Genomic DNA, 12683 nt, shown 5'->3' on the forward strand with positions numbered 1-12683 from the left:
TCACGCACTGGCTGCGCGCTCCAGCCAACGGCTGAGCATGGGCGCCAGTGCTTCCAGAGGTTGATAGCCGTTGGTCAGCAGGGCCAATTGGCCGTTTCGCTCGGCCAGCAAGGTGGGGAAGCCGGCGATGCCGAGGTCCTGAACCCACGAGAAATCGGACGCCGTGGCGGCATGCTGTTCAGCGCTGTCGAAGGCATCGGCGAACTCGATACGTGGCAGGCCGGCTTTTTCTGCCAACTCCGCCAGCACCGACGCCTTGGTGACATCACGCCCCTCAAGGTAAAACGCGTGCTGGATTTCCTTGACCAGTTTCCAGGCGATGTCCGGCGCCAGACTGCGCGCAGCAACGATGGCACGGCACGCGGGCTCGGTGTCATAAACAAAGCCATCGGGCAACGCGCCCTCGAACTGAAACGCCTGGCCGGTGGTGTCGTGCACCGCTTGCCAGTGTTCAAGGATGTAGCGGCGGGTGTTCGGCTCGAGTGCCGCCCCGCTGCCGGTGCGCAAACCGCCCACCACCAGATGCAACGGCAGGCCCGCCGCCTTCGCCTGTTCCACCAAGGCCTGCGCGACGGGCGAAAAACCCCAGCACCACGAACACATCGGGTCCATTACATAGAGCAGGCGGGCGTGCATGGGTCAGGCCTCGTTGGTCTGTTTTTCGTGGGTCTGTGCGTCGTCGCCATCCAGCAGGCGGTAATTACGGCCAATCGGGTGCGGCTGATTACGCGCCTTCGCCAGTTCGATCTGCTTTTGCCGGTCGATGGCGCTGCGGCGGGTTTTCTCGCTCAGCGTATCCCAACAATGCGGGCAACTGACACCCGGCGAATAGTGCTCACTGGCCCGATCTTCAGCACTGATCGGCGTGCGGCATGCATGACATTGATCGTAGTCGCCTTCGGTCAGGTCATGACGCACGGTCACGCGGTTGTCGAACACGAAGCAGTCGCCACGCCACTGGCTTTCTTCCTGCGGCACTTCTTCCAGGTATTTCAGGATGCCGCCCTTGAGGTGATACACCTCTTCGAAGCCTTCGCCAAGCATGTAGCTCGAGGCTTTTTCACAGCGGATCCCGCCGGTGCAGAACATCGCGACTTTCTTGTGCTTGGCCGGATCGAAGTTGGCTTTGATGTACTCGGGGAACTCCCGGAACGTAGTGGTTTTCGGGTCGATCGCACCCTCGAACGTCCCGATGGAAACTTCGTAATCGTTGCGGGTGTCGATCAGCAGCACTTCCGGGTCGGCGATCAGGGCGTTCCAGTCCTGCGGCTCGACGTAGGTGCCGACCGCTTTGTTCGGATCCACGCCGTCAACGCCCAGGGTGACGATTTCTTTCTTCAATTTGACCTTGGTGCGGTAGAACGGCTGCTCGTCGCAATACGACTCTTTGTGATCGATGTCGTCCATGCGCGGATCGTTCTTCAACCAGGCCATCAGGCCATCAATGCCTTCGCGGCTGCCGGAAACGGTGCCGTTGATGCCTTCCTGGGCGATCAGCAGCGTGCCTTTGATGCCGTTGTCGACCATCGCCTTGAGCAGCGGCTCGCGCAGTTCGACGTAGTCCGAAAGGGTGACGAATTTGTACAGCGCCGCGACGACGATGGGGGCGGTTTGGGTCATGTTGCGTCTCCAGGTGGTGACCCTCGCAAAGGGCCTACCGGATGAAAAGTTCAGGTAAAAGCGTGCCGACCCGGCAGCGCGGCGCGGATTCTAGCAAAAATCGGAGGGGAGCAGACAGTGAGGTGGATCAGCGGGGGATTGATACAGGTCAACAGAGGCGCGTCAGGCGTGAACCTTACCTGTGGGAGCGAATTCATTCGCGAAAAACAGAGCAGGCGACAGGGTGCATGGACTGGAACACTGTCTCGCGAATGAATTCGCTCTCACAGGGGAAACGCATTCATCCACGAAAACGGGCCGAAACCGGGCTATGTGCCCGCTCAGTCATGCCCACCGGCGCAGGTCGGCGAAGCAGGCGCAGCGCCGAGCTTCGACCATTCTTGCGGGGTGTAGGTGTGCAGCGCCAGCGCATGGAACTCACCCATCAAGCCGCCCAGCAAGCCGTAGACCTTCTGGTGACGCTTGACGGCGTTGAGGCCAGCGAAGTGTTCGCTGACCACCACCGCCTTGTAGTGAGTATCCGAGCCACGACTGTGCATGTGGCTTTCGTTGAGTACCTGAAGGTACTCGGGCTGAAAGACCGCCAACGCGGATTCGATTCGCTGTTGCATGCTCATGTCGTGATTTCGCTTATGGCTTCTTGGCGGGGGCAGCCGGTGCGGTGCCTTTGGCGCCAGCAGGGACCAGTTCTTTGGTCATGGACTCCAGCAGACCGGTTACCACAGGCACGGCTGGCTGCAGTTTTTCCTGAGTCATCTGGAACGATTGCTGGCTGATCTGCGGCATCTTGGCCTGGACTTTCTTGCCCAGCGGCGACTGGTAGAAAGCAACCAGGTCTTTCAGCTCGGATTCGGTGAAGTTATCGGTGTACAGCTTGACCATGTCCGGCTGCAGCTTGTCCCAGCCAATGGCTTTGTCCAACGCAGCGTTGGCCTTGGCCTGATAGGTTTCCAACACCGCTTTCTTGGAATCAGGGGCTTTGGTTTCGGCGAAACGCTGGGCGAACATTTGCTGCGCTTGCATATAAATCGGCGCACCCAACTGATCGGCATGGGCCAGTTTGAGGAACGCTACAGCACTGGCTTCATGGCTGGCGGTGGCGGCGAGAACCTGGCCGCTGGCGCATGCCAGAGCGACCGCAGCACAGATGGCGCGAAGACGGGTCATCGAGTTTCCTTATCTAGCAGGCGAGGCTGAACCCCAAGGCCGAGCATTCTGCGCCCGTTTTCGCCTTGCGCTCAACCCCCGGAGCTACGAGCGGTTGATTCCCCGCTGCACGGCACCGGCCTGCCCGAAGGTAACCCGAAGGTATAAGACGACCAAGTCCTGCGTTTTGTCGCACACTAGCGGCTCATGTTTTTACCGCGCGGCCTTTAACGGGAACCGAACCCGCCTCACGGGTACTAAACTGCGCTAACGATCTTAAGGAGTGAGTCCAGTGAGCCGTACCGAAACCGACAGCATAGGTCCGATCGAAGTCCCCGAAGACGCTTACTGGGGGGCACAAACTCAACGTTCTCTGATCAACTTCGCCATCGGCCAGGAACGCATGCCGTTGCCGGTGCTCCACGCACTGGCGCTGATCAAGAAGGCCGCGGCCCGCGTCAACGACCGCAATGGCGACCTGCCTGCCGATATTGCCCGTCTGATCGAACAGTCTGCCGACGAGGTGCTCGGTGGCAAGCTCGACGACCAGTTCCCGCTCGTGGTCTGGCAGACCGGCAGCGGCACGCAGAGCAACATGAACGTCAACGAGGTCATCGCCGGTCGGGCCAACGAACTGGCCGGCAAGGGTCGCGGCGGCAAGTCGCCGGTCCATCCGAACGACCACGTCAACCGCTCCCAGAGCTCCAACGACTGCTTCCCGACCGCCATGCACATCGCGGCGGCACAAGCGGTAAAAGAGCAACTGCTGCCTGCCATCGCCGAACTCTCTTCCGGGATCGCCGAGCAGTCGTCGCGCCATATGAAGCTGGTGAAAACCGGCCGCACGCACATGATGGACGCGACGCCCATCACGTTCGGCCAAGAGCTGTCGGCCTACGTTGCGCAGCTCGACTATGCCGAAAAGAGCATTCGCGCAGCCCTCCCCGCTGTCTGCGAGCTGGCTCAGGGCGGCACCGCCGTCGGCACCGGTCTCAACTCTCCGCATGGTTTTGCAGAGGCGGTGGCCGCTGAACTGGCGGCCCTGTCCGGTCTGCCGTTCGTCACAGCGCCCAACAAATTCGCCGCGCTGGCAGGTCACGAGCCTTTGACTGCGTTGTCCGGCGCGCTGAAAACCCTGGCCGTGACGCTCATGAAAATTGCCAATGACCTGCGCCTGCTGGGTTCGGGCCCGCGCGCCGGTCTGGCAGAAGTCAAATTACCCGCCAACGAACCTGGCAGCTCGATCATGCCGGGCAAGGTCAATCCGACGCAGTGCGAAGCATTGTCCATGCTGGCGTGCCAAGTCATGGGCAACGACACCACGATCACCTTTGCGGCCAGTCAGGGTCACCTGCAGTTGAACGTGTTCAAGCCGGTGATCATTCACAACCTGCTGCAATCGATCCGGTTGCTGGGCGACGGCTGCCGCAACTTCAACGAGCACTGCATCGCCGGCATGGAGCCTGATGCCGCGAAGATGGCTGAACACCTGGAACGCGGCCTGATGCTGGTCACGGCGCTGAACCCACACATCGGCTACGACAAATCCGCGCAAATCGCCAAGAAAGCCTACAGCGAAGGGCTGACCCTGCGCGAAGCGGCGCTGCAACTGGGTTTCCTCACGGACGCCGAGTTCGACGCCTGGGTCCGTCCGGAGAAGATGCTCGAGGCTGGCAGCAATGGCTGAGCCGATCAGCGGCGCCACCCCACTGGAAGGGTATGGCAAACGCATCCTGATGGTCATCGGTACGCCGAAGACCATCAGCCTGGGTCATGCGCTGGGCGAAGCGTATGCCCACGGCGCCCGGAGTCAGGGTCATGTGGTGCGGGTGCTGAAGCTGGAAGAACTGGACTTCGACCCGGTGCTGCGCGGCGGCTACGAATCAAGCCAGACTTTGGAGCATGATCTGTTGCAGGCCCAGCGAGAGATTCACTGGGCCCAGCATCTGGTGTTCGTGTATCCGGTCTGGTGGGGCGGGCTGCCCAGCCTGCTTGGCGGATTCTTCGACCGGGTATTCATGCCCGGTTTCGCCTTCAAGGCCCACGGCCGTCATCATCCGTCGAACGAGCTGCTCAAAGGCCGTACCGCTGAGATGCTGGTGACGCTGGACACGCCTTCACGCTACTTTCGCTGGGTGCTCAAAGCCCCGGCGCATCGGCAGATGACGAAAGCGATTCTGGAGTTCTGCGGGATCAAGACCACCCGGTTGACGGAGTTTTCCCCGGTGCGCACATCGACCGAGGAACAGCGCCAGCAGTGGATTCATCAGGCTGAGGCGCTGGGTAAACGCTGACGTTCCGTTGTTTGAAAGCCAGTAATCTTCACGACACCGCAATACCTGTAAGACGTCCGAGGTTACGAGGGTATGGGCCGCAATTCGGACGAATGCGGTGCATCAGTCGACATCCTCTTCGCTAAACCACTGCATTCGCCAGCAAGCCGGCCACAGGTTTGAATGCGTCCTGCCTCGCAGATGGTGTGAAGCCGAAAATCTTCATCACGCCGCAAAACCTGTAGGAGACGTCCGAGGTTACGAGGGCAGCGAAAGCGGTGTATCAGCCGACACCTTCATACTGACCCACCACATTCGTCCGACCGCAATCCGCGGCAAGCCCGCGGCTACAGTATCAGCGCGTATTTCATTGAACCGCGCTCATCGCACTGCATCCAACGCCTGCAGTTCGGAGTAAAGTGTCATTCGGCCAGCCGATTTTTCCGTATCACGCTGTGGAAAAATCATTGGACAGCCGGACACAGGTTTAGCCGTCCTGAATCGTTTTCCAACCATCCTCCCCAGCGCGGAGAAGGCTATGTTAAGCAAGCGTGAGCAAGATCCCGAGACCGCCGTGCACTTTCGCAGCGACCGCGTCTCCCGCGTCAACGGCCTCTATTTTTTCAGCACCCGGGAAAACACCCTCGAAGGCCCTTTTTTCAGCAAAGAGGACGCCGCGCGGGAAACCGAAGCCTATATTCGACGTATGCAGGGCGCCCGACCCTCACAGGCTGAACACCCCTCCTCCTCCCTCAATGGCTGACCATCAGGCATGATTGCGGCGAAACGTTTCCTCCCCCATCGCCGCAATCTGCCCTTCGATCAACGCATTGAACGGCCTTAACAGCGCCTCGAACGACCGATCCGGCTCCAGCGTGTGCAGCGCATGGGTAATCGCTTCCAGCGTGGACAACGCCTCAGCGCCGGGGACCTTGCGCAACCGGTAACGCGAGGGCGGTGGATTGTCCAGCGTAACGCGAGGCAATGCGGCCAGCCGTGGATTGAGGTGCAGCAGCTTGCGCGCCTTGCGCCAGGTGCCATCAGGAATCACCAGCAACAATGGCTTGACCTCACCCGCCTGAGCACTGAGCGCCTCGGCGCCCTCCCCCGGAAATAACAACCGGGCCTGGTAACCCGGCACGTCGAGCAACGTCGCCAGATCGTCGAACACCTCGCCCACCACCAACTCGGCATTGTTCAACCCCAGCACCGCAAGGCGCGCGGTGTTCAAGGCGTGATTGACCTCGCTGGGATGCTGCAGGATCAGCACGCGGGTGCGGCTGTCGAGGGCAGGGATCAGCGCGCACAAGCAATGATTATCGGGACGCAGGCAACGCTGGCAGCGAGCACGGGACATGGACAGGGCCTCCTAAAGCGGATTGAGCTGCGCTTTGAGCAGGTCGCGGAAGGTCTGAATCAGCGGCTCGCGACTCCGTCCCCGACGCAGGATCATCGAGAACGGTGCCTGATAGCCGAACGTCGCGGGCAACAGCACTCGCAGATGTCCGGAGTCGACCCAGGATTGTGCGTAATGCTCCGGCAGATAGCCGATGTACGCACCGGAAAGCACCAGAATCAGTTGCGCCTCCATACTCTCCACCGTGGCAGCGCTGTGCTTGAAGCCGTGCCGGGCCAGTTCCGCCTGACTCCAGTAACCGCGCCCGACCATGCGCTGCTGGGTGATCACCGGCTCCGGGATGCGTCTTTCGGCAAACAACGGGTGACGGCTGCTGCAATACAGCCAGTGCTGTTCGCGGTACAGCGGCTGGTAGAGCAGACCATTCATGCGCGTGGAAAAAGAACCGATGGCCAGGTCCAGGCGGTTGTCCAGCACACCGAGCTGCAATTCATACGGGCTCATCACCGACAGGTGCAAGTGCACGGCCGGGTGCTCTTCGCTGTACGCGCCGATCACCTCGGCAAACGGCAGCGCCCGGTCACTGACCGTCGAGTCCAGCACCCCAAGATTCAACGTCCCGCGCAACTCGCCCTTGAGCGCTGCCGCATAGAGCTCGAAGCCTTCAAGTTCACCCAGCAGACGCAAGGTCTCCTGGTGGAACAATTCGCCCTTGCTGGTCAGGCTGAAACCGCCCCGACCACGATGGCACAAGACGATGCCCAGCGCCGACTCCAGCTGACTCATGTAGGTGCTGATCGCCGATGTCGACAGATTGAGTTCCTGTTGCGCACTGGCAAAACCCTGGTGGCGAACCACACAGACGAAGATACGCAGCAGTTTCAGATCGGGTAATGCGCTGGCCATGATGTTTCCGGGACATGTTGTCGCTGTAGCAATCCGCGCAGCTTACCCGATACTTCAGAAATCTCTGAACTAAGTATTTTGCCTCAGCGATTGTTCGCAGCCCGCTCGGTTCGCAGAATCGGCACAGCTTCTGCAACGCACACCCTGCGTCTAACAATTATTAATCACCCACCGATGAGGCAATCCCGTGGACAAGATTTTCCACCAACCACTGGGCGGCAACGAAATGCCGCGCTTCGCCGGCATCGCCACCATGATGCGTCTGCCGCACTTGCAATCGGCCGAGGGTCTTGATGCCGCCTTTATTGGCGTGCCATTGGACATCGGCACCTCGCTGCGGGCAGGCACCCGTTTCGGACCTCGCGAAATCCGCGCCGAATCGGTGATGATCCGTCCGTACAACATGGCCACGGGCGCTGCACCTTTCGATTCCCTCTCCGTTGCCGACATTGGCGACGTGGCGATCAACACCTTCAATCTGCTGGACGCCGTTCGCATCATCGAAGAAGCGTACGATGGCTTTCTCGAACACGGCATCATCCCGCTGACGCTGGGTGGCGACCACACCATCACCCTGCCGATCCTGCGCGCCATCCACAAGAAACACGGCAAGGTCGGCCTGGTGCACATCGACGCCCATGCGGACGTCAACGACCACATGTTCGGCGAGAAGATTGCCCACGGCACCACGTTCCGCCGCGCGGTGGAAGAAGGTCTGCTCGATTGCGACCGTGTGGTGCAGATCGGCCTGCGCGCGCAGGGTTACACCGCTGAAGACTTCAACTGGAGCCGCAAACAGGGCTTCCGTGTGGTGCAGGCTGAAGAGTGCTGGCACAAATCGCTGGCACCGTTGATGGCCGAAGTGCGCGAGAAAGTCGGTGGCGGCCCGGTGTACCTGAGCTTCGACATCGACGGCATCGACCCGGCGTGGGCGCCAGGCACCGGCACGCCGGAAATTGGCGGGCTGACCACCATTCAGGCCATCGAAATCATCCGCGGCTGCCAGGGCCTCGACCTGATCGGTTGCGATCTGGTAGAAGTCTCGCCGCCGTACGACACCACCGGCAACACCTCGCTGCTGGGTGCCAACCTGCTTTACGAGATGCTCTGCGTGCTGCCGGGTGTCACACACCGCTGAAAGGTTGAGGTCCGTCGCTGGCCCCAGGCATCAATGAGGGCTTGCTGGCGAACCTGAATCCCGTGGGAGCGAATTCATTCGCGAAAAATGGTTCAGGCGATGGAAATGGATTGCCGCTACCGGCCCTTCGCGAATGAATTCGCTCCCACAGGTTCAACTCAGTGAAGACCTGCAAACCAAACTGAATAAAAATTCACCCGCTGACTGCCCGCGCCGTCTCAGCCGGATGAAGTGCGATTCACTATAAAAACAATGATCGGAGACACCCCATGGCTTTAGATATTTTTGTCGTGCTGATTTACGCAGCCGGCATGCTGGTGTTGGGTTGGTATGGCATGCGCAAAGCCAAGACCCATGAAGATTACCTGGTGGCCGGTCGTAACCTCGGCCCCAGCCTCTATATGGGCACCATGGCCGCCACGGTTTTAGGCGGCGCCTCCACCGTTGGCACCGTTCGCCTGGGTTATGTGCATGGCATTTCCGGTTTCTGGCTCTGCGCCGCACTGGGCCTGGGGATCATCGCGCTGAACCTGTTCCTCGCCAAACCGCTGCTCAAGCTGCGAATCTTCACCGTCACCCAGATCCTCGAGAAGCGTTACAACCCGATGGCCCGCCAGGCCAGCGCCGTGATCATGCTCGCGTATGCCCTGATGATCGGCGTGACCTCCATTCTCGCCATTGGCACCGTCATGCAGGTGCTGTTCGATCTACCGTTCTGGCTGTCGGTCGTATTGGGCGGCGGCGTGGTGGTCGTGTACTCGACCATCGGCGGCATGTGGTCACTGACCCTGACCGACATTGTCCAGTTCGTGATCAAGACCGTCGGGTTGATGTTCATCCTTTTGCCGATCTGCCTGTACCGCGTGGGCGGTTGGGACGAACTGGTCGCCAAGCTGCCAGCGTCGAGCTTTAGCTGGACCACCATTGGCTGGGACACCATCATCACCTACTTCCTGATCTACTTCTTCGGCATCCTGATCGGTCAGGACATCTGGCAGCGCGTGTTCACTGCCCGCACCGAAAAAGTCGCCAAATACGCAGGTTCCGTCGCCGGTGTTTACTGCATCGTCTATGGCCTGGTCTGCGCACTGATCGGCATGGCAGCGCACGTCCTGCTGCCTGACCTGACAAACGTCAACACGGCTTTCGCTGCGATCGTCAAAGCCACACTGCCCGACGGCATCCGCGGGCTGGTCATCGCTGCCGCACTTGCCGCCATGATGTCCACCGCCAGCGCGGGCCTGCTCGCGGCGTCCACCACGCTGACCGAAGACCTGCTGCCGAAGCTACGCGGCGGCAAACAATCGAGCCTGGGCATCAACCGTCTGTTCACGGCCCTGACCGGCTTGGTCGTGCTCGCGATCGCGCTGGTGGTCAATGACGTCATCAGCGCGCTGACGCTGGCGTACAACCTGCTGGTCGGCGGCATGCTCATTCCGTTGATCGGCGCGATCTACTGGAAACGCGCCACCACATCGGGTGCCATCACCAGCATGACCTTGGGCTTTATCACCGCACTGGTGTTCATGTTCAAGGATGGCCTGGACGCCAACACGCCGATCTACTACAGCCTGGCGGTGGGTCTGGTGAGTTTTGTACTGGTCAGCCTGGTGTCGCCGCGTCCTGTCGTGCTGACCCGCACAGCGTGATCGCGCACTCGCCGCAGGCGTAACGCGGTTGAAACAAATCAGGGTGCCTTCGGGCACCCTTTTTTATGCGCCGTTACAAAAAATCGCCATTAACGGATCAATCTCCCCCCTGAAAGTTGAACTAGCCTTGATCAGGACAGCACGGTGGCAGGAGGCCGTAACAGTGCGTTTTCTCAGGGAGAAATGACCGGTCGGCTGTCGCGCAACGACCCTCTGTTTTTGAAGTCGGGGTGATTTTCGAATACGTCAAACCAGAGGATTGCCATGAACCGTACCGAGGTCAAACAGCACGTTATCGATACACTCGGAAAAATCCTTGTCGACAAGTCTCTGATTCAGGAGAAGGACGACGCAATGCTGAGCGAACTCGTGCTGGACGAGGAAGATTTCATCGAGTTCTTTACCAGCCTGCAGACCGAGTTCAACATCGTTTTGCCCCACCGGATCAAATCCGATATCTCCCACCTTCCCGAGCACTCGACGTACAGCCAATTGACGTTGCAAGGCCTCGTGGACTTGATACTGACGCAGATGAAAGGCAGGAAAACCAATTGAACGCAGATGCGTTCGATTCCGGTGTGAGTGGAGTGTGCGAGGAAGCGTCGCCGACTCAATCCGTGGCGAAGCGTCTGGCGACCCAGGCAGAAAGCCTTGGCGGGCTATCGGGCGATAGCACCGCTGTCAGTTACGTTGAGATCTGACCGAAATCAGCGGCGCGGACGACGGCGCTCGTCATCATCGGTGCGCACAGGAATGGGCTGCAATTTTGGCCGCTCGATCAAACCCAATGCGACACCCACGTCGTGAAGCCATTCTTGCAATTTGCTGTTCATATAACGCCCCCTTCAGGGAAATACCCGGCAGCCAACTTCTGATCCGCCTAAGCAGATCATAGTGCTAAGTCGCACTTTACGCCTGCTACCGAGTGTCGCGGCAGGAAATTTTCCCTTTCTTTACGTTAAGACATTTCAAAGCAGGAAAACCCGGCGCCACGCGACCAGCGGCGCCGTCCAATCGAGAACACTTCAGCCAGGCACTGCCGTCGACATCGTCACCCCTTCATGGGCCTGGCTGTGTCGGGCAAACAGGAAGAACAGGCCGCCCCCAAGGAAGCAACCCGTGAACCAGGCGAAATTCGCCATTGGCTGCAGCGCCGGAATGAAAGTGATCGCGATGCCTGCCAGCGTCGCCAGAATCAGCGCCTTGACGGCGGTGTAGTTAACGCCGCCGTTGTACCAGTACCGGCCGGTCGGGCCGTCGTTGAACAGGGCGTCCACGTCGATTTGCTGCTTCTTGATGAGGTAGTAGTCCACCAGCAGGATGCCGAACAGCGGACCGATGAACGCGGCGAGCACGTCGAGCGTGTAGTGAATCACCTGCGGGTTGTTGAACAGGTTCCACGGCGTAATAAAGATCGACGCAACCGCTGCGATCATGCCGCCCACGCGCCAGCTGATTTTGCTGGGTGCGACGTTGGCAAAGTCAAATGCCGGGGATACGAAGTTAGCGACAATGTTGATGCCGATGGTGGCTGTCACAAAAGCGAAAGCCCCCAACAACACCGCCACGTTGTTGTCGATCCGCGCCACAGTGGCGATCGGGTCATGCAGCATCTCGCCGAATACCGGCAACGTGCCTGAAACAATGACCACCGTCACCAGCGAGAACGCCAGAAAATTCACCGGCAGGCCCCAGAAATTGCCCCGGCGGACCTCGGACATGCTCCGGCAGTAGCGGCTGAAGTCGCCGAAGTTCAACGTCGGGCCGGAGAAGTAGGACACCACCAGCGCGGTGGCCATGATCACTTGCGAAAACGCTTCCCAACCCGTCAGCGATTTCTCAGACAGAGTGAAGCTGATGTTTGCCCAACCGGCCTTCCAGACGATCCAGCCTGCCAGCAGGAACATGACGGCGTACACCACGGGGCCGGCCCAATCGATGAAGCGACGAATCGAGTCCATGCCGGTCCAGAAGACGGCTGCCTGAACCACCCAGAGGGCAAGGAAACCGAACCATCCCAGGTAGGAAAGCCCCGCAAACTGAGATTCGGCGTAGACCGACATCTGCGGGAAAAAGCGCAGCACTACGATGATCAACGCGCTGGAAGCCAGATAAGTCTGAACGCCGTACCAGGCGACCGCGATCAGTCCACGAATCACGGCCGGAATGTTTGCACCGAACACGCCAAACGCCAGTCGGCAAATGACCGGGTACGGCACGGCGGCTTGCTGGCTGGGTTTGGCGAGCAGATTGGCGATCACCTGAATAATGCAGATACCCACCAACAACGCGATCAGCACTTGCCAACTGGCCAGTCCCAGCGCGAACAGGCTGGCGGCAAACACGTAGCCGCCAACGCTGTGCACGTCGCTCATCCAGAACGCGAAAATGTTGTACCAGGTCCACTTCTGCGGCAGTGGCCCCAGGTCCTGGTTGTATAAGCGGGGGCTGTAACCTTTGGGCATTGGCTCGGTCATCACAATTCTCCCTGAGAGGACGAACTGGCTCCCGTTGCGGTACTGCCGAACACACTGCGTACGGGAGCAAGTGTGGGTTGTATACGAACCAATAGGCAGAATGCGTGCCATAGCGAT

The 12683-nt window shown here is 59.8% G+C and carries 15 protein-coding genes; 7 read left to right on the forward strand and 8 right to left on the reverse strand.

Features of this window, described 5'->3' with window-relative positions; genetic code table 11:
• From BLS87_RS13225 to BLS87_RS13240, 4 genes are all read right to left on the reverse strand, one after another.
• Nucleotides 1–603: a DsbA family protein gene (locus BLS87_RS13225; protein ID WP_167362064.1), complete on the reverse strand. Its 603-nt coding sequence runs from the start codon at nt 601–603 to the stop codon at nt 1–3.
• Nucleotides 604–639: 36 nt separating this feature from the next.
• Complete coding sequence (gene trhO, locus BLS87_RS13230; protein WP_074752942.1) at nt 640–1620, reverse strand: oxygen-dependent tRNA uridine(34) hydroxylase TrhO; 981 nt, start codon at nt 1618–1620, stop codon at nt 640–642.
• A 320-nt stretch (nt 1621–1940) separates the two neighbouring features.
• Complete coding sequence (locus BLS87_RS13235) at nt 1941–2237, reverse strand: BolA family protein (protein ID WP_074752943.1); 297 nt, start codon at nt 2235–2237, stop codon at nt 1941–1943.
• Nucleotides 2238–2250: 13 nt separating this feature from the next.
• Entirely contained in the window at nt 2251–2787 is a 537-nt protein-coding gene (locus BLS87_RS13240) for a DUF2059 domain-containing protein (RefSeq protein WP_074752944.1), read from the reverse strand.
• A 271-nt stretch (nt 2788–3058) separates the two neighbouring features.
• Between BLS87_RS13240 and BLS87_RS13245 the strand changes: the two genes are divergently transcribed.
• The 3 genes from BLS87_RS13245 to BLS87_RS13255 all read left to right on the forward strand — a co-directional run bounded on the left by BLS87_RS13245 (nt 3059) and on the right by BLS87_RS13255 (nt 5802).
• Nucleotides 3059–4453: a class II fumarate hydratase gene (locus BLS87_RS13245; protein WP_074752945.1), complete on the forward strand. Its 1395-nt coding sequence runs from the start codon at nt 3059–3061 to the stop codon at nt 4451–4453.
• The gene (locus BLS87_RS13250) at nt 4446–5060 is read left to right on the forward strand and encodes an NAD(P)H-dependent oxidoreductase (protein ID WP_074752946.1); all 615 of its coding nucleotides are present in this window, start codon (nt 4446–4448) and stop codon (nt 5058–5060) included. Before BLS87_RS13245 ends, BLS87_RS13250 begins: the two co-directional genes overlap by 8 nt.
• A 517-nt stretch (nt 5061–5577) precedes the next feature.
• Nucleotides 5578–5802 carry a DUF6316 family protein gene (locus BLS87_RS13255; protein WP_074752947.1) on the forward strand — a complete coding sequence of 75 codons (225 nt, stop codon included), beginning with the start codon at nt 5578–5580 and terminating at the stop codon, nt 5800–5802.
• Between the two features lie 3 nt (nt 5803–5805).
• On the opposite strand, the gene BLS87_RS13260 is transcribed toward BLS87_RS13255, so the two are convergent.
• Nucleotides 5806–6396 carry a tRNA-uridine aminocarboxypropyltransferase gene (locus BLS87_RS13260; RefSeq protein ID WP_074752948.1) on the reverse strand — a complete coding sequence of 197 codons (591 nt, stop codon included), beginning with the start codon at nt 6394–6396 and terminating at the stop codon, nt 5806–5808.
• A 12-nt stretch (nt 6397–6408) separates the two neighbouring features.
• On the reverse strand, nt 6409–7302 hold the full coding sequence (locus BLS87_RS13265; protein ID WP_074752949.1) for a LysR family transcriptional regulator: 894 nt from the start codon (nt 7300–7302) through the stop codon (nt 6409–6411).
• A 187-nt stretch (nt 7303–7489) separates the two neighbouring features.
• Between BLS87_RS13265 and speB the strand changes: the two genes are divergently transcribed.
• From speB to BLS87_RS34160, 4 genes are all read left to right on the forward strand, one after another.
• Nucleotides 7490–8440 carry an agmatinase gene (speB, locus tag BLS87_RS13270; RefSeq protein ID WP_074752950.1) on the forward strand — a complete coding sequence of 317 codons (951 nt, stop codon included), beginning with the start codon at nt 7490–7492 and terminating at the stop codon, nt 8438–8440.
• Between the two features lie 269 nt (nt 8441–8709).
• The gene (locus BLS87_RS13275) at nt 8710–10089 is read left to right on the forward strand and encodes a sodium:solute symporter family protein (protein ID WP_074752951.1); all 1380 of its coding nucleotides are present in this window, start codon (nt 8710–8712) and stop codon (nt 10087–10089) included.
• A 264-nt stretch (nt 10090–10353) separates the two neighbouring features.
• Complete coding sequence (locus BLS87_RS13280) at nt 10354–10644, forward strand: hypothetical protein (RefSeq protein WP_074752952.1); 291 nt, start codon at nt 10354–10356, stop codon at nt 10642–10644.
• Complete coding sequence (locus BLS87_RS34160) at nt 10641–10790, forward strand: hypothetical protein (RefSeq protein WP_167362060.1); 150 nt, start codon at nt 10641–10643, stop codon at nt 10788–10790. Before BLS87_RS13280 ends, BLS87_RS34160 begins: the two co-directional genes overlap by 4 nt.
• 6 nt (nt 10791–10796) lie before the next feature.
• Here the strand turns inward: BLS87_RS34160 and BLS87_RS34920 are convergent, their stop codons facing one another.
• Both BLS87_RS34920 and BLS87_RS13285 read right to left on the reverse strand, forming a co-directional pair.
• Nucleotides 10797–10922 carry a PA1414 family protein gene (locus tag BLS87_RS34920; protein ID WP_256601618.1) on the reverse strand — a complete coding sequence of 42 codons (126 nt, stop codon included), beginning with the start codon at nt 10920–10922 and terminating at the stop codon, nt 10797–10799.
• Between the two features lie 192 nt (nt 10923–11114).
• Nucleotides 11115–12566, reverse strand: coding sequence for an NCS1 family nucleobase:cation symporter-1 (locus BLS87_RS13285; protein WP_074752953.1), 1452 nt, complete (start codon nt 12564–12566; stop codon nt 11115–11117).
• Nucleotides 12567–12683 lie beyond the last annotated feature (117 nt).

The sequence above is a fragment of the Pseudomonas abietaniphila genome (genome assembly GCF_900100795.1).
GTDB classification, from domain to species: domain Bacteria; phylum Pseudomonadota; class Gammaproteobacteria; order Pseudomonadales; family Pseudomonadaceae; genus Aquipseudomonas; species Aquipseudomonas abietaniphila.